The 15,699-nt window shown below is 73.4% G+C and carries 15 protein-coding genes; 9 read left to right on the top strand and 6 right to left on the bottom strand.

What is annotated here, in order from left to right; translation table 11 throughout:
* The first annotated feature begins 53 nt into the window (after nucleotides 1-53).
* Nucleotides 54-1,628 (top strand): FMN-binding glutamate synthase family protein, encoded by a 1,575-nt coding sequence (locus tag CLT72_RS06815; protein WP_101410070.1) that lies wholly within the window; start codon nucleotides 54-56, stop codon nucleotides 1,626-1,628.
* Here CLT72_RS06815 and CLT72_RS06820 read toward each other — a convergent pair.
* Nucleotides 1,511-4,516, bottom strand: coding sequence for a BTAD domain-containing putative transcriptional regulator (locus tag CLT72_RS06820; RefSeq protein ID WP_144082205.1), 3,006 nt, complete (start codon nucleotides 4,514-4,516; stop codon nucleotides 1,511-1,513). The genes CLT72_RS06815 and CLT72_RS06820 overlap by 118 nt on opposite strands.
* Nucleotides 4,517-4,719: 203 nt before the next feature.
* Between CLT72_RS06820 and CLT72_RS06825 the strand changes: the two genes are divergently transcribed.
* The 4 genes from CLT72_RS06825 (at nucleotide 4,720) to dinB (ending at nucleotide 8,053) form a co-directional block, all read left to right on the top strand.
* Nucleotides 4,720-5,112 carry a peptidase inhibitor family I36 protein gene (locus tag CLT72_RS06825; RefSeq protein ID WP_101410072.1) on the top strand — a complete coding sequence of 131 codons (393 nt, stop codon included), beginning with the start codon at nucleotides 4,720-4,722 and terminating at the stop codon, nucleotides 5,110-5,112.
* A 199-nt stretch (nucleotides 5,113-5,311) separates the two neighbouring features.
* The gene (locus tag CLT72_RS06830) at nucleotides 5,312-6,040 is read left to right on the top strand and encodes a hypothetical protein (protein WP_101410074.1); all 729 of its coding nucleotides are present in this window, start codon (nucleotides 5,312-5,314) and stop codon (nucleotides 6,038-6,040) included.
* 350 nt (nucleotides 6,041-6,390) lie between these two features.
* Complete coding sequence (locus CLT72_RS06835; protein WP_486484192.1) at nucleotides 6,391-6,804, top strand: GNAT family N-acetyltransferase; 414 nt, start codon at nucleotides 6,391-6,393, stop codon at nucleotides 6,802-6,804.
* Between the two features lie 61 nt (nucleotides 6,805-6,865).
* Complete coding sequence (dinB, locus tag CLT72_RS06840) at nucleotides 6,866-8,053, top strand: DNA polymerase IV (RefSeq protein WP_101414994.1); 1,188 nt, start codon at nucleotides 6,866-6,868, stop codon at nucleotides 8,051-8,053.
* A 70-nt stretch (nucleotides 8,054-8,123) separates the two neighbouring features.
* Here dinB and nhaA read toward each other — a convergent pair whose 3' ends face one another.
* The gene (gene nhaA / locus CLT72_RS06845) at nucleotides 8,124-9,443 is read right to left on the bottom strand and encodes a Na+/H+ antiporter NhaA (protein ID WP_101410076.1); all 1,320 of its coding nucleotides are present in this window, start codon (nucleotides 9,441-9,443) and stop codon (nucleotides 8,124-8,126) included.
* A gap of 301 nt (nucleotides 9,444-9,744) precedes the next feature.
* On the opposite strand from nhaA, the gene CLT72_RS06850 reads away from it, so the two are divergent.
* Nucleotides 9,745-10,371 (top strand): universal stress protein, encoded by a 627-nt coding sequence (locus tag CLT72_RS06850; RefSeq protein WP_158241980.1) that lies wholly within the window; start codon nucleotides 9,745-9,747, stop codon nucleotides 10,369-10,371.
* 67 nt (nucleotides 10,372-10,438) lie between these two features.
* On the opposite strand, the gene CLT72_RS32550 is transcribed toward CLT72_RS06850, so the two are convergent.
* Both CLT72_RS32550 and CLT72_RS06855 read right to left on the bottom strand, forming a co-directional pair.
* Complete coding sequence (locus tag CLT72_RS32550; protein ID WP_486484366.1) at nucleotides 10,439-10,774, bottom strand: chitobiase/beta-hexosaminidase C-terminal domain-containing protein; 336 nt, start codon at nucleotides 10,772-10,774, stop codon at nucleotides 10,439-10,441.
* Nucleotides 10,774-11,766: a M14 family zinc carboxypeptidase gene (locus CLT72_RS06855; RefSeq protein ID WP_486484193.1), complete on the bottom strand. Its 993-nt coding sequence runs from the start codon at nucleotides 11,764-11,766 to the stop codon at nucleotides 10,774-10,776. The genes CLT72_RS32550 and CLT72_RS06855 overlap by 1 nt, the downstream gene beginning before the upstream one ends.
* Nucleotides 11,767-12,037: 271 nt before the next feature.
* On the opposite strand from CLT72_RS06855, the gene CLT72_RS06860 reads away from it, so the two are divergent.
* Together CLT72_RS06860 and CLT72_RS06865 are read left to right on the top strand one after the other, a co-directional pair.
* Entirely contained in the window at nucleotides 12,038-12,523 is a 486-nt protein-coding gene (locus tag CLT72_RS06860) for a hypothetical protein (RefSeq protein ID WP_101410080.1), read from the top strand.
* Nucleotides 12,524-12,718: 195 nt separating this feature from the next.
* Nucleotides 12,719-13,051 (top strand): hypothetical protein, encoded by a 333-nt coding sequence (locus tag CLT72_RS06865; RefSeq protein WP_101410082.1) that lies wholly within the window; start codon nucleotides 12,719-12,721, stop codon nucleotides 13,049-13,051.
* A gap of 113 nt (nucleotides 13,052-13,164) precedes the next feature.
* Here CLT72_RS06865 and CLT72_RS06870 read toward each other — a convergent pair whose 3' ends face one another.
* Together CLT72_RS06870 and CLT72_RS06875 are read right to left on the bottom strand one after the other, a co-directional pair.
* Nucleotides 13,165-13,725 carry a dihydrofolate reductase family protein gene (locus CLT72_RS06870; RefSeq protein ID WP_101410084.1) on the bottom strand — a complete coding sequence of 187 codons (561 nt, stop codon included), beginning with the start codon at nucleotides 13,723-13,725 and terminating at the stop codon, nucleotides 13,165-13,167.
* Between the two features lie 83 nt (nucleotides 13,726-13,808).
* Nucleotides 13,809-14,453 (bottom strand): dihydrofolate reductase family protein, encoded by a 645-nt coding sequence (locus tag CLT72_RS06875; RefSeq protein WP_101410086.1) that lies wholly within the window; start codon nucleotides 14,451-14,453, stop codon nucleotides 13,809-13,811.
* A gap of 235 nt (nucleotides 14,454-14,688) precedes the next feature.
* Here CLT72_RS06875 and CLT72_RS06880 point away from each other — a divergent pair, with 235 nt between their 5' ends.
* Nucleotides 14,689-15,636, top strand: coding sequence for a trypsin-like serine peptidase (locus tag CLT72_RS06880; protein WP_250102255.1), 948 nt, complete (start codon nucleotides 14,689-14,691; stop codon nucleotides 15,634-15,636).
* Nucleotides 15,637-15,699: the final 63 nt, after the last annotated feature.

A 15,699-nucleotide genomic window follows, 5' to 3' on the forward strand; every position in this document is an offset into this window, starting at 1 on the left:
CGCGCGGCCGCCGGTCCGTTTGGCGGGGGGCGATCGCGGAAAGAGTGGCGGGCATGAAGTGGGCAAGCCGAGCCGTACCCGCCGCCGTCGCCGCCGTCGCGGCCCTCGCCGCGCGTGACCTGATCCAGCGCGACCACGCGTTGCTGCGTACCTTCCCGGTCCTCGGCCGGGCCCGGTACCTGCTGGAGTCCATCGGGCCGGAGCTGCGCCAGTACATCGTCGCGGGCAACAACGAGGAGCGGCCGTTCACCCGCGACCAGCGCCGCTGGGTGTACGCGTCGGCGAAGCAGCAGAACAACTACTTCGGCTTCGGCACCGACAACGACATCGAGTTCACGCCCGGATATCCGATCATCAAGCACCGCACCTTCGGGCGGGCCGTCCCGCCGTCGACGCCCGGCGCCGGGCACGACGTGCGGCTGCCGTGCGCCAAGGTGCTGGGCGCCGCCCGGGGCCGCGCCCGCGCGTTCCGGCCCGAGTCGGTGGTGAACATCTCCGGGATGAGCTTCGGCTCGTTGTCCGGCAACGCCGTGGAGGCGCTCAACCGGGGCGCGGCCCTGGCCGGCTGCCTCCAGAACACCGGCGAGGGCGGGCTGTCGCCGTACCACCGCAAGGGCGGTGACCTGGTCTTTCAGATCGGCACCGCGTACTTCGGCTGCCGCGACGAACGCGGCCGGTTCAGCCTCGACCGGCTCAGGGACCTGGTCGCCGGCGCGCCGGTACGGGCGCTGGAGATCAAGCTCAGCCAGGGCGCCAAGCCCAGCCTCGGCGGCCTGCTGCCGGCGGCCAAGGTCTCCGCCGAGATCGCCGCGACCCGCGGCATCCCGCAGGGGCGCGACTGCGTCAGCCCGTCCCGGCACGCCGAGTTCTCCGACTGCGACAGCCTGCTCGACTGGGTGGAGCTGCTCGCCGCCGAGACCGGTCTGCCGGTCGGCATCAAGTCCGCGGTGGGTGACCTCGGCTTCTGGGAGGAGCTGACCACCCTGATGCGTGACACCGGCCGTGGCGTCGACTTCGTCACCGTCGACGGCGGTGAGGGCGGCACCGGCGCCGCGCCGCTGATCTTCACGGACTCCGTGTCGCTGCCGTTCCAGCAGGGCTTCGCCCGGGTCTACAAGGTCTTCGCCGAGCGCGACCTGCACGAGCAGGTGGTCTTCGTCGGCGCCGGCAAGCTCGGTCTGCCCGACAACGCGGTGGTCGCGTTCGCGCTCGGCTGCGACATGGTGAACGTCGGCCGGGAGGCGATGCTGGCCATCGGCTGCATCCAGGCCCAGAAGTGCCACACCGACACCTGCCCCACCGGCGTCGCCACCCAGAACCCGTGGCTCGCCCGAGGTGTGGACCCGGGCTCCAAGTCGGTGCGCGCCGCCAACTACATCCGCACGCTGCGCCGGGACCTGGTCAAGGTCGCCGAGGCGTGCGGCGTCGAGCACCCGGGCCTCATCGACACCGACGCCATCGAGGTCCTCGACGGCCGGACCGCCTCGCACCCCCTGCACGAGGTGTACGGCTACCGCCCCGAGTGGGGCCTGCCGTCCGCCGCCGACCGGGCGGAGATCGTGCGGTTGATGACGGCGGAGGCCCCGCAGGGCGGCACCGCCCCGCCCTCGGCGACCGCGATGTCCTGACCTCCGGCCGGCGCCGGGCGACGCTCGGGCACCCCCGCCTCGGTGTTGTCGAGCAGGAGTCGCAGCTTGGCGCGCACGTCGTCGGCGCCGGGGTGCCCGAGGTCGAGAAGGATCTGAAGCGCCGCCCGCCAGGCCGTACGGGCGGCGGTGGCCGCACCGCCGGCGAGGTGGCTGTCGCCCAGGTGGACGAGCACCTCGGCCTCGTGGTGCCGGTCGCCGGCCTCCCTCAGCAGGTCGACGGCCGCCTGGTAGCAGTCCGCGGCCCGGGCGAAGCACCCGAGGTGGTGGTGGGCGTAACCGAGGCTGTCCAGGGTGGCCGCCTGGCTGTACCGGTCGTCGAGTTCGCGAAGCAGCGCGAGGGCCTTGCCGCAACAGCTCAGCGTGCCCTGATGGTCGCCGAGCAGCCCCCGGTACCAGCCGACGGCGTTGAGGCTGTCCGCCTGCCCGGCCCGGTGCTCGGCGGCCCGGAACAACTCGAGCGCGCGTTCGGAGTCGCGCAACGCGTCGGAGAGCCGTCCCGCTCCCTCGGCCGCCCAGCTCAGCCCACGGTGGGTGTGGGCCTGGCCCACCGCGTCGTCGAGGTCCGCGTACACGCTGAGGGCGCCTCGGAGGTGACGTTCCGCCTGGCCGTAGTCGCCGAGTCGGGTGAACGCCCTGCCCAGGTAGCGGTGCGCGTACGCCTCCTGCCGTGACCCGTCGGGCAGGCGACGTGCGGCCTGCAGGGCGGCGCGCTGGGTCGCGACCAGGTCGTGCCAGTGCCCCTGGCGGTCGAAGAACGTCGCCAGGGCCCACGCCATCGACCAGGCACGGCCGTGCGCCGCAGTTTCCACGGCGTGCCGGAGGGCGGCGAGTATCGCGGGTCGCTCCGCCTCGAACCAGGCGAGTGCGCGGGCGGAGTCCGCGGGGGCGTCGACCGTCACCCCTGGCCGGCAGGGGTCGAGGACGACGCGGTCCCGGTGCGGATCCAGCGCCTGGTCCATGGCGTGGGCGGTGTGCAGGTAGTGGTCGAGCATCCGGTGCTGCGCCGCGCTCCGTTCGGTGTCCGACTCCTCGGCGTGCGCCTGTTCGGACGCGTAGACGCGCAGCAGGTCGTGCAGGGCGTACCGGCCCGGGGAGTGTTCGGCGACCATGTGCGCACGGGTCAGGTCGGCCAGCACGGTCCGCGCCCGCGGTGCGGCGATGGCGGCGAGGCTGGCTGCGGCGGACGCGGAGACGTCTGGACCGGGGTGCACCCCGAGCAGCCGGAAGAGCCGGGCCGCCGATGACGGAAGTGCCTTGTACGACCAGGAGAAGACGGCCCGGACCCGGCTCGCCGGGTCACCCGTGTCGAGGACGTCCAGCCGTTGGTCGGCCTGCTCGAGTTCGTCGGCGATGACCCCGAGCGGGAAGCCGGTCTCGTCGGCGCGGGCGGCGGCGACGGCCAGGGCGAGCGGCAACCGCGCGCAGGCGTCGATGACCCGCTGGACGGCGTCGGGCTCAGCCGCGATCCGGTCCGGTCCGAGTCGTCGGGTGAGCAGCCGGGTGGCGTCCGTGGTGGACAACAGCTCGACGGTGAGTGGGTGGGCGCCGTCGGTGGCCACCAGGCCGGTGAGCTGTCGACGGCTGGTGACCACGACCATGGCGGTCGCGTTGCCGGGCAGCAGGGGCCGTACGTGGTCGGCGTCGCGGGCGTTGTCCAGTACGATGAGGACCCGTTTCTGCGTCAGCAGGGTGCGGTAGAGGGCGGCCTGGGCGTGTAGGTCCGCCGGGATCCGGTCGGGCGGCACGCCGAGGGCGTCGAGAAATCCACGGACCGCCTCGGCCGGCCCCAGCAGCCCGCCCGGAGCGAATCCCCGCAGGTTCACGAAGAGCTGGCCGTCGGGGAACCGGTCGGCGACGCGGTGCGCCCACCGTACGGCCAGCGCGGTCTTGCCGACCCCCGCGGTGCCGGAGATGGCGACGACGACGGAGGTCACCTGCTGCTCGGCCGCGTCCAGGATCCGGTCGAGTTGGTCGATCTCGTCGCCCCGTCCGCTGAAGCCGCGCACGTCGGCCGGCAGTTGGGCGGGCACCGCTCGTTCCCGCGGTGCGGTCGGGAGCGCCGCCTGGTCGGCTGCGCCAGTCGGAGTCGCCTGGCCGGGGGCGCGGTGCGCGGTCGCCTCGTCGAGGTCACCGCGCAGGGCCGCCTGGTACAGCTGCTGCAGTTCGGGGCCGGGGTCGACGCCGAACTGTTCGGCCAGCCGCTGCCGCAACGTCGCGTAGCAGTCGAACACCTCGGACAGGCGGCCGGCCCTCGCGAGCGCCTGCATCAGCACCGCCGCCAACGGTTCGGCGACCGGATAGTCGTCCAGCAGGGCACGCACCCGGCTGATCGTCGGGGCGTGGTGGCCCAGTCTGAGGGCGGCCCGGGCCCAGTCCACCGCGGCGTCCAGTCGTTCGAGTCCCCAACCGTCCCGCATCCGCGCCGGCCACTCGCCGGCGAGGTCCGCCAGGGCCGGGCCCCGCCACAGCTCCAGGGCCTCCCCGAGCAGCGCGGCCCGCTCGCCGTCCGGGCGACGCCGGGCCGCGCCGACCAGGGAGCGGAATCGCAGCACGTCCACCTGTTGCGGGTCCGCCCGCAGCACGTAGCCGTTGCCGCGGTGCACCAGGGTCACCGGCGGTTGTTCCGCATCGGCGGCGTGGGCGGCCTCGAGCAGGCGACGGATCATGGCGATGTGGGCGTGGACCGCCGCGCGCGGCTGGGCGGGCGACCGCTCTCCCCAGATGCGCTCGATCAGGGTCTCGGTCAGCACCGGACGGCCCGCGTCCAGCGCCAGGGCAGCGAGGGTGACGCGTCGCTGTGGTGGCCCGGTGTCCAGCTCGTGCGTGCCGGCCCAGACCTCCACCGGCCCGAGCAGCCGAATGTCCATCAACGCCCCCGTCGACAAAGCATCCACCAGGCTCTATGACAACACAGGCCGCGCCAAGAACGCACCAAGCCTGGCGCCCAGGACCCCGCCGCATCATCGAGTGGTCAGTAGCCAGCACCGACGCCGACCAGGGCAGAAGGCACCGGGCGGGCCCACACCCGATCGGCAGGCGGCCTCGGTGCGATTCCGAAAAGGAGTGACCCATGCCACAAAGGACCGAAGGATCGGCACGACGGGCCGTACGCGTCGGCTCCTCGCTCGCCGTGCTCGCGGCAGCCGCCGTGTTCGGCACCACACTCACGGCCACACCCGCCAGCGCGGATCCCTGCCCCAGCGGCGCGCTGTGTGCGTACACCCAGTACGACTGGGGCGGCGCGCCCGGCCCGGTCTACGACGACAACACCAACCTGCTGCAGTACACGAAGTTCGCCAACGCCGCCTCGCTCTACAACAACGGCAGGTCCTGCAACGTCACCGTCTACTACAACACCGGATACCGGGCGCCCGCCTACAACCTGAACCGGGGCACCGGGTGGCGGCGTCTGGGCAGCAACCTGTACCACCACGTCGGCTCGAACAGGTGGTGCCTCTACTGAGCGCCGTGAGATGAATCCGCAGCGATGGGCGCGGGTGGTTCTGCTTCCCGTCCTGCTGGGGGTGGTCGGGTGCGCTGCCGCACCCGGCCGCACCACCACCACGGTGGAGTTACCCCGGCCACTGGGCGGTACGACGTACTTCACCAGCGCAGAAGGCTCAGCCCTGCACGACGCGCACGAAAGACTCGTCACGCAGTGCATGAGGGACAGGGGATTCGCGTACCGGCGCGTCCCCCTCTCCCCTGCGGCGCGGCTGCGCGACATCAATCCCTACGGGCTGCTCGGCAGGGAACAGGCCGGGACGGACGGATACCGGATCACCAGTTCCCTGGCGGAGGAGGCGAAGGCCCGGAACCGGCCGTCCCCGCGGCCTGCGTCGTCGCCCGACTGGGACGCGGCGCTGCTCGGCACCGAATCGCACCGGGTGACCATCCGGCTCCCGGAGGACCACGAGATCTTCTACAACAGCGACGGGTGCACCCATCAGGCCACCGCCGCGCTGTACGGCGACGACTGGCAACGGTTGTACGACACGTTCCAGGTGCTGGCCAACCGGGTGGTCGAGACGGTGAACCAGGACGCGGAGTTCCTCGGCGCCCAGTCCGCCTGGTCGCAATGCATGACGCGGGCGGGGCGACCGTCCCGGACGTTCGACGAGGCGCGCGGCCGGATCGAGGCGGCCTTCAACAAGGCGGCCGAGGACCGCGCCGACCTGATGCCGGTCGTCAGGCAGGAACTCGCCACCGCCACGGCCGACGCCGGCTGCCAGGACGAGGTCGGCATCGCCGACGTCGTCCGCGCGGCACAGGGGCGCGCGGAGGCCGCGATCCTGGACGCGTCCCGACAGGAACAGCTCGGTGAGCTCCGGCGGCTGCGGGCGGACGTGCTCCGGCGCGTCACGACGTCACCCGGAGCAACCCCGCGGTGAGACCGGCAGACACGAGCGCACCCGCGGACGGCCTCGACGGGCGGCGGCCCCGCCCGTCGAGGTCGCCTCGGTGGTACGACGGGCGCTCCGCGTCCCCGAAACACGAATACGCACCCGCGACACCGGCTTCGCCAGCGGCGAACTGGCCCGCACGGACTGCGCGGACACGGCGCAGCCCGCCGGCACGGCGACGCCGATAATGGCGTGCCCCCGGGACCCGACCGCACCTAACGTGGCGCCGTGCTGATCAGACGCGAGACCCCCGCCGACGTCGACGCGATCCGGGCGGTGCACCTGGCCGCCTTCGCCGACCCCGGGAAGCCGGAAGCCGTACCTGTCGAGGCGGGCTGGTGGACGCCCTGCGGGCCGACGACGGATGGCTGCCGGCCCTCTCCCTCGTCGCGGCCGACGACGCCGGGCAGGTGGTCGGGCACGTCGTGTGCACCCGGGGCCGGGTCGCCGGCGAGCCGGTCGCGCTGGGATTGGGCCCGCTCGGCGTGCTGCCGGCCTGGCAGCGGCACGGCGTCGGCTCCGCGCTGATGCACGCGGTGCTCGGCGCGGCCGACGCGCTCGGGGAGGCGCTGGTGGTGCTGCTCGGGCATCCCGACTACTACCCGCGCTTCGGGTTCCGCCCGGCGGTCGACCTCGGCGTCACCCCGCCGCAGCCGTGGGAACCGCGCTACTTCATGGCCCGTCCGCTGAGCGCCCGGCGGCCGTCGATCCGGGGCGGGTTCGCCTACGCCCGCCCCTTCGACGAACTGTAGGAGGCGGCGCGTTCGGGCAGGTCAGTACCGCTGCAGCGGGGTTCCATGCGAACATGTGTTCGTGTCGCGCGAGGCCAGCATCCTGCACGCCGACCTGGACGCGTTCTACGCGTCGGTCGAGCAGCGCGACGATCCGCGCCTGCGCGGCCGGCCGGTCATCGTCGGCGGCGGCGTCGTCCTCGCGTGCAGCTACGAGGCGAAGGCCCGCGGCGTCCGCAGCGCCATGGGCGGCCGGCAGGCCCGGCGGCTCTGCCCGGAGGCGATCGTCGTGCCGCCGAGGATGGCGGCCTACACGGCGGCGAGCCGCGCGGTGTTCGAGATCTTCCGGCGCACCACCCCGATCGTCGAGGGGCTCTCCATCGACGAGGCGTTCCTCGACGTGGGCGGTCTGCGCCGGCTCGTCGGCCCGCCCGCCGACATCGCGACCCGCCTGCGCCGGGACGTATCTGAGGGGGTCGGCCTGCCGATCACCGTGGGGGTGGCCCGCACGAAGTTCCTCGCCAAGGTCGCCAGCGGCGTCGCCAAGCCCGACGGCCTGCTGGTCGTCCCGCCCGACGGGGAGGTGGCGTTCCTGCACCCGCTGCCGGTGGAGCGGCTGTGGGGCGTGGGGCCGGTGACCGCCACGAAGCTGCGCGAGCGAGGCATCCGTACGGTCGGACAGGTCGCCCGCCTCGGCGAGGCGACGCTGGTCTCGTTGCTCGGCGCGGGCGTCGGCCGGCACCTGCACGCCCTCGCGCACAACCGCGACCCCCGGCCGGTGCAGGTCGGCCGCCGGCGCTCCTCGATGGGCGCGCAGCACGCCCTCGGCGCGGTCCCGCACTCCCCCGCCGAGCTGGAGGCGGTCCTCGCCGGCCTGGTCGACCGGGTGAGCCGGCGGATGCGCGCGGCGGCGCGGGCCGGCCGGACGGTGACGGTACGCCTGCGCTTCGGCGACTACACGCGCGCGACGCGCTCGCGCACGGTGGCCAAGGCGACCGCCGACACGGTCCCGCTGCTCGGCGCGGCGCGCACGCTGCTGCGGGCCGCGCTGCCCGAGATCGAGCGGCGGGGCGTGACCCTGCTCGGCGTGTCGGTCGGGAACCTCGACGACTCCCCCGTCCAGCCGCCGCTGCCGTTCGAGCGCGACCCGGGGGCGGACCTGGACGCGGCCGTGGACGCGGTGCGCGACCGGTTCGGGTCGGGGGCGCTCACCCGGGCGGTGCTGCTCGGCCGTAACCCCGGCCTGGAGATGCCGCTGCTGCCGGACTGAGCGGGCGTGGCGTCCACCGGCGTCGGCTTCGTCGCGGCGTCCGCCACGGTGCTCGGCCCGACGCGGGTGTTCAGTGCACGTCAGGCCGGTCGGGGTGCGCGTCGTACACGTCCGGCACGCCGTCCCGGTCGCGGTCGACGGCCTCCGCCTCGCGCACCCGCCGGTACAGCCGGCTACGGGCGCGCAGAATCACGGAGGCCAACAGAGCCGAGACCAGGGAGCCGGTGAGCACGGCGACCTTGACGTGGTCGTCGCGCTCGCTGCCCAGGCCGAAGGCCAACTCGCCGACGAGCAGGGAGACGGTGAAGCCGATGCCGCCGAGCAGCGCCAGACCAAGTACGTCGAGCCAGTTGAGGCCCTCGTCGGGGTTGGCGCGGGTGAACCGGGACACCAGCCAGGTGGCGCCCATGATGCCGACGGGTTTGCCGAGGACCAGGCCGACGACGATGCCGATCGCCACCCGATCGGTGAGCGCGTCGCCCAGGCCGGTCAGGCCGCCCACCGCGACCCCCGCGGAGAAGAACGCGAAGATCGGCACCGCGACGCCGGCGGAGATCGGCCGGAACCGACGCTCGAAGTGCTCGGCCAGACCCGGCCCGGTGCCCGGTCCCCCGGCCGTGCGGCTGCCGACGGCCGGGACGGTGAAGGCCAGCAGAACCCCCGCCACGGTCGCGTGCACTCCGGACTCGTGCACCAGCACCCAGGTCAGGGTCGCGAGTGGGAGCAGCAGCCACCAGGACCGGATCCGGCGCTGCACCAGCAGGCCGAAGATCACCAGGGGGGCCAGGGCACCGAGCAGCGGCACGACCGACAGGCCGGTGGTGTAGAAGACGGCGATGATCACGATGGCGATCAGGTCGTCGACGACCGCGAGGGTGAGCAGGAAGGTCCGCAGCGCCGGAGGCAGGGACCGACCGACCACGGCGAGCACCGCCAGGGCGAAGGCGATGTCGGTCGCCGTCGGGATCGCCCAGCCCTTCGGCGCGGCGCCACCGGCGATCAGGTGGTAGAGCAGGGCCGGCACCAGCACTCCGCCGCAGGCCGCCGCCACCGGCACCGAGGCGCGCCGCGGATCCCGCAGGTCGCCCGCGACGAACTCACGTTTGAGTTCGAGCCCGGCGACGAAGAAGAAGACGGCCAGCAGGCCGTCGGCCGCCCACGTGGCCAGGCTGAGGTCGAGGTGCAGGAGGGCCGGACCGACACGGACGTCCCGCAGTGTCCGGTAGTGCTCGCTCCAGGGCGAGTTCGACCACGACAGTGCCAACAGCGCCCCGACGAGCAGAAGAACCCCACCCACCGTCTCCCGGCGCAGGACGGCGGAGATTCGGCCGGTCTCCGCCCACGAACGTCGGGCGAACAGGCTGCCGCGGCGCCGGCCGGCGTCGGTCACGGGGTCTCCTCGTCGGCTGGGGACGGGGCGTCCATCGCCGACCGCACCCCCGTGCGCACCGGAACCAGCGGTCTCCGCCGTCCCGTCCGACGACGACGCCGGGTGCACTGGTACCCGGCTGTGGCTCGCCGAACCCGTCCCGCGCGCCTCATCACCGTACGCGAGCACCGGACCGGCGATCCGACCGGCGAGTGCTGACGGCGAGGTCGGCGACCCGTCCCTGTTCGGACGCGGTGGCCTACCCACGGCCACCGGGGGTAGTCATGCTGCCCGCCCGTACCGACCCCGCCGGGAGGACGCCGTGGCTGAACTGGGACTGGCCCTGTTGGCGATCGTGGCCTGGCTGGTGGCCGGACTGGTCACCGCGGCCGTCTTCGTCACCCGCGGCGGGCACCGCAACCTGCTCTGGTATCTCGTCGGAGGGCTGCTCGGTCCGCTGTTCATTCCGATCGCCGCGGAGCGCGGTCGGGCCGAGCCACACCGCATCGACGTCCGGTCCCGGGCACCGGCGTCGACCGGGCCCGGCCTGCGCGTGCTGGTCGGTCTGGACGGTTCGCCCGACTCCGACCGGGCGCTGCGCGCCGTCGCCCACGCGCTGAGCGGAACCACCAGCGAGCTGGTGCTGGTCACCGTGACCGACCCGGACGTGGTCGACATCGAGGCGGACGAGGAGCACCGGCGGGCCCGGCGGATGCTGGACGAGGCCGCGCGCGTCCTGCCTGACGAACTGCCCGCCCCCAGTACGGAGGTCGTCGTCGGTCACCCGGCCGACGCTCTCCTGGCGGTCGCCGACGCGCGGGACGTGGACCTGGTGGTGATCGGGAGACGAGGGCACGGGCTCGACGAGAAGCTGCTGGGCAACGTGGCGGAGGATCTGGCACACCGAAGCTCCCGGGCGGTCCTGCTGGGCACACTGCCCGGTCGCTGATCGCGTCGTTTCCCCGGCCCCAGCCCGGCGGGCAGGGGGTGTGCGGGTCGACCCCCCACGCGCCCGGTCAGCGCGCCCGCAGGACGGCGGTGCCCTTGCGGTAGTTGCGGCCGTCGCCGTCGGGGCGGTAGTCGTTCTCGACGTTGCCCGCCGAGTCCACCGAGAACCAGTGGATCCGCGTTCCCGCCGGGACGGTGAGCGTCTCCCCGCCCTCCCGGATGCCCGCCGAGCCGTACAGCGTCGACGCGTACGTGGGGGCGGCCCGGTCGAGGGTGTAGAAGACGGCGGACGGCTCGCTGGTGGAGAAGGTCACGTCCACCATGCCGGGCGTCGCGCTGGGCGCGACCGCGAGCGTGCTGCGTGGCCGGGTCCGGTCCTTGGCGAAGTCGCGGGCCACCCGCATCAGCTCGACCAGGCCGTTGGCGAACTCCAGCGTCTCGGCGTGCGCCTCGTCCCACTCGGGCTGGAAGGAGGTGCCGACCTCGAAGTTCCAGGCGTAGATGCCGTACTTGTACCAGAGCATGTCCCCGGAGTTGCCGGCCGCCGAGTAGAGCACGTCGGAGATTGGGCCGGTGCGTGCCGGGGTGACCGCCATGTTGCGGTGCCGCTTGATGGCGGCCAGGATCCGCGCCGAGGCACCCCAAAGGCCGACTCCTGGGCGAGCGTCGGGCGGGGCGCGGAGACGCGCCCGGGCAGCGCGTACGCCCCCGGCGACCACATGAAGTAGTTGCCCGAGGAGTGCAGGTTCATCGAGAACCGGATGTTGGGGCGGGAGGCCAGCCAGTCGAGGTTGCGGTTCTCCGGCTCGGAGAGTTCGCCCGGGCCCGCGTACGTGCCGCTGGTGCAGCTCGCCGACGCCCCCGAGTAGCCGTCGAAGAGGCTGTACTCGGTGTAGTTGCGGTTGTTGTCCACGCCCCAGGAGTTGCGGGCCAGGAAGTCGGCCGCCCCGGTCGTCGGGCAGTGGTTGGTCATGTTCTTGCGCTGGGAGTTGAAGTCGTAGAAGGAGTAGTGGCCGCCGTCGGGGTTGACGGAGGGGGCGATCCAGATGTCGAGGTTGTCCAGCAGCTGCCGGGTCTGCCCGTCGTGGGCGTAGTTGCGCAGCAGCCGCTCGGCGGTCTCGACGGTCACCAGCGGCGGCACCCACTCGCGGGCGTGTTCCTGGGCGTACGCGAGCACGCCGAGCTTCGAGCCGTCCCGGTGCTTGCCGATGCGGATGGCGTACACCGGATGCGGGTCGCGGGAGACGCTCGCCGGCGCGCTCAGGCCGTCGCTGAGCGGGGTCCACGCGGCCGGCGCGACCACGCCGCCGCCCAGGCTGCCCCGATGGGTGTACGCCTGCACGAGCGTCCCGGCCTCGGCGTTGGCGGCGGCGCCACCGGGGGGCCAGGGGATCACGCATGGGTCCGCCCTTCTGGTGTCGGCAGGGCGGCCGGAGCGGGATGGCAGTGGGGCCGCCCGGGTGCGGCTCCGCCCGTCGGTCGCGCACCACGAGCTGAGGCCATCCTCAGTGCAGACAAACTCCCATGTCAATGCCCGTCGATGCGTCGTTCGCGCCCGCGGCCGACGTACGACCAGCACTGAGTAGGAGTGCTCACGCCCCGCCCGGGAAGCACCCACATACTTGCCCGGGCAACATGGACAAGATCACCGGGAGAAGGCGACAGGCATGACGACGCAGCACCGACCGACGTTTCCGATCACCGCACTCATCCTGCTTCTCTGCACCCCGGTGGCGGCCTGGTGGCTCATCGGCGACCTGACCGGCGACGAGGCCCGGCGACTCGCCGCCGAGGGCGTCGAGTTGGACTACGCGATCCGGCCGGTGAGCCTCGGCCCGGCGGGAGACCGCATCGTCGGCGTGTTGGCGTGCGTCGGCGTCGTCCTCGCGCTCGCCTGGCTGCTCCGGGTCACCGCACGCCGCAGTCTCGACCGCCGGTGGTGGTGGGTGCTGGCGCCGCTCGTCGCGGCCGGCGCCCTCCTCGGCCTCGCCTGGCGGGTGCTGACCGCCGGCGGGATCGGCGCCAACATCGGAGCGGGGCTCATGCTCATCGTGGGTGGGCCGGCCCTCGCGGTCCTGCTGATCGTCGCCGCGGTCGCGGCGCTGCGGATGCGCCGGCACCGGCCCTCGCGAGCCCCACAGCACTCCGAGTGACGGGCCCGATCCCGCCGCGGGTGCCGCCGTGATCGCCTCGTGCGGGTCGGCCGCCCGGTGATCTGGGCCACCCTGCCCCCGCCCGGGAGCCGTCCGGCGCCCTGTTGCGCAGCCTGGAAGGGGTGCCGAGGTTTCGCCGGGGTGGAAACTGGAGAAGGTTGCAGATCGCACCTGCGCTCAAGGGGGAATCAACTCGTGTCCGACACCACCGCCCGGTCCGACCGTCAGGCAGACCGTCCCGCCGAGGTGACCGACCCGCTGCTGTGGAAGCTCGCCCTGGACGTGGCCGACGCCCACGAGCCGGACGGGGACGGCGGTTGCCGCAACCTGCTCTGCGCGGGCCAGGCCTGGCCGTGCCCGGCCTGGAACAACGCCCAGCGCGCACTACGCATGGCCCGGACCGACTCAGGGCAACCGTCGCCGTACGCGGCACGGCCGGCCGGCGGCCAGGGCCGCGCCGACCTGTCGGCGCCCGGATTGGCGCAGCGCACCCGGCCGAACGACCCGCGGGCCGCGTCGGCGGCCTAGGCGCGTCGTAGGGGTGGTCTTGCCGGGCCGCGAGCCCCTGGTCACCGGCGGCGCTCGGCCCAGGCCGGTCGGTGCGGCGGCCGGGAAGGGCGGCTCCTGGCGGTGACGTCGGGTCAGCGGTCCACGCGGTAACGCGCGAAGATCGTGCCCTGCGAGAAGGTGTGCTGGTCGAGCAGGGTCAGGCTACGCCGGACGCCGTCGGGCAGGGCGCGCGTGCCGCCGCCGACGAGCACCGGGCAGATGACGAGGCAGATCTCGTCGACCAGGCCGGCCCGGTGTGCCTGGGCGGCCAGGTTGGCGCCGCCGATCGCCAGGTCGCGCGTGGCCGACTCCTTGAGCGCGCGGACCGCCGCCGGGTCGAACGTGCGCTCGATGCGGGTGCGGGCGCTGCGCGGCTCCTCCAGCGTGGACGAATACACGATCTTGTCGGCGGATCGCCAGATCTCGCTGTAGTCGAGGATGTAGTCGGGGTGCCCGGGCTCCTCGTGAGCGGTCTCCCAGTAGGACATCACATCGTAGAGCCGGCGGCCGTAGAGATGGGTGCCGATGCCGCGGTCCAGGTCGTTGAGGAAGCGGTGCACCTCTTCGACCGGCTCGCTCCAGCCGAACTTGCCGTTCTCGTCGTTGATGAACCCGTCGAGGGACACGATGTCGGTGTTGATCAGCTTGGCCATCTCTCCGCCTGGGTGTCGTGGTCGGGCTCGGGTCCGGAAGGCGGCAGGCACGGACCTGCCTGGCCCGCGCCCGCCTGGGGGTTTCAGTCGTCGCGTCCGGCACCGCGATCGGGTGCGCTCATGTCCCCCGTTGCGGGCGTGCCGTCGGCGAGGCCGTAGCGCAGGTAGACGGTGCCGCGCGGGTTGGCCACCGGCGGTTCGAGAAGGGTGACGTTCGTCGGCACCGCGCCACCGTCGAAGACCTTCTTCCCCACGCCGAGCACGATCGGGTGCACCCAGAGGTCGAGACGGTCGAACAGCTTCTCGCGCAGGAGGGTCTGCACCAGGTTCAGGCTCCCGACGACCTTCACGTGCTCGTGCCGGTCACGGACCTCGCGCACCGCGCCGACCAGATCCGGGCCGAGCTGGGTGGAGCCGGCCCACGAGAGGTCGGGCCTGCCCCGGGAGGCCACGTACTTCGGGACGCGGTTGAAGAGCGTGGCGATCTCGTTGTCCTCGCCGCCCTCCTGGTGCGGCCAGTGGGCGGCGAAGATGTCGTACGTCCGCCGGCCGAGCAGGAGGGCGTCGGTGCCCTCGTAGGCGGCAGCGACCTGCGCCCCGGAGACCGCGTCCAGCAGGGGCGCCTGCCAGCCGCCGAACGGGAACCCCGCCGGGTCCTCCTCGGGACCGCCGGGCGCCTGCCCGACGAGGTCGAGGGTTGCGAACAGCTCGATGTGGATCAGGCCCATGCCCTACCCCCGGTGAGTTCGTGTCGATCCGGCACTCGACACTCACGATAGATCACGGACCGTGTCCGGACGGGTGACCGCGCGCCTTGCGGCGTAGCGAGCCGGCGAGGACGCCGGTCGGTGTCCGGCCGGGATGATCCGGTGTCCGGGAACCGGCCGGACGGCACGGCGTGTCCGCAGCCTGGTCTGCGTAGGCGTGAGCGCGGGGAGAGCCCCGCCCGGCCAGAGGAGAGCCATGCTGAAAAAGAGATGGGCGATCGTAGCCCTCGCCGCCGTAGCCGTCGGCACCGCCGCACCTCCGGCCGCCCCGGCGGCTGCCGCCCCGGCCGGGGACCGGCCCACCGTCAGCGACGCCGCGTCGTCCGGGCACCGGGTCACGAGCACCACGGTCCCGGCGACCGGCGCCGCGGCCGGCGCGACTCCCACCCCCGGCATCAACGCGATCTTCGGTCCCGACACCCGGGTGCCGGTCACGCCGACCACCGCATATCCCGCCAGCGCCACCGTCCGGCTGACGTTCACCGGCGGCCAGTGCACCGGCTTCATGATCAGCGAGCGTACGGTCGCGACCGCCGGCCACTGCGTGCACTCCGGCGGCTCCAACGGCACTTGGCGCACCAACGTCGTCGCGTACCCGGGGCACGACGGCACGACGGCACCCTTCGGATCGTGCGCGGCGGTCCGGCTCTTCGCCCCCTCGGGCTGGACCGGCTCGATCTACGCCCCCACCCCCGCCGACCCGGCCTACAACTACGGGGCGGTGCAGCTCAACTGCACGATCGGCGCCAGGACCGGCTGGCTCGGCCTCGGTTACCCGAGCCACCCGGTGACCGGGTCCTGCACGACGACCCAGGGATACCCGCTCGACCGGCCCGGACAGTGGGCCAGCAAGGACGTCGTCCGGGCCGAGAGCACGAGCTTCTTCTACGTCCGGCATCCCTTCGTCGGCGGGCAGAACGGCAGCCCCGTCTTCTACACGCCCGACCCGGACGACTGGTGCCCGACGCGGCCGCCGCTGGTGATCCCGTGCCCGTGCCCGCCGCCACCGCCCTGCGTGTGTCCGGTCCCGACGGTGCTGGGAATCCTCGCGAGTGGCCCGTACGGGGCCGGGCCCGGAGCCACCAACAACATCGTCACCCGGATCACGGCCCCGGTCGTCAACAACTACCTGCAGTGGCGTTGACCCGTCCGGCAGCAGATTCCCGGGGCGCGTGGCGGCAGGCCACCGCCCCGGGTGCGCGCCGTG

Source organism: Micromonospora sp. CNZ309, assembly GCF_002846525.1.

What these genes read in the sequence shown, in the direction of transcription:
- CLT72_RS06870 (WP_101410084.1), bottom strand. Translation starts at nt 13,725, where the DNA reads ATGGCCAAGCTGATCAACACCGACATCGTGTCCCTCGACGGGTTCATC.
- CLT72_RS32550 (WP_486484366.1), bottom strand. Translation starts at nt 10,774, where the DNA reads ATGCGGGTGGCCCGCGACTTCGCCAAGGACCGGACCCGGCCACGCAGC.
- CLT72_RS06880 (WP_250102255.1), top strand. Translation starts at nt 14,689, where the DNA reads ATGCTGAAAAAGAGATGGGCGATCGTAGCCCTCGCCGCCGTAGCCGTC.
- CLT72_RS06820 (WP_144082205.1), bottom strand. Translation starts at nt 4,516, where the DNA reads ATGGACATTCGGCTGCTCGGGCCGGTGGAGGTCTGGGCCGGCACGCAC.
- CLT72_RS06860 (WP_101410080.1), top strand. Translation starts at nt 12,038, where the DNA reads ATGACGACGCAGCACCGACCGACGTTTCCGATCACCGCACTCATCCTG.
- CLT72_RS06825 (WP_101410072.1), top strand. Translation starts at nt 4,720, where the DNA reads ATGCCACAAAGGACCGAAGGATCGGCACGACGGGCCGTACGCGTCGGC.
- CLT72_RS06830 (WP_101410074.1), top strand. Translation starts at nt 5,312, where the DNA reads ATGAGGGACAGGGGATTCGCGTACCGGCGCGTCCCCCTCTCCCCTGCG.
- CLT72_RS06815 (WP_101410070.1), top strand. Translation starts at nt 54, where the DNA reads ATGAAGTGGGCAAGCCGAGCCGTACCCGCCGCCGTCGCCGCCGTCGCG.
- CLT72_RS06875 (WP_101410086.1), bottom strand. Translation starts at nt 14,453, where the DNA reads ATGGGCCTGATCCACATCGAGCTGTTCGCAACCCTCGACCTCGTCGGG.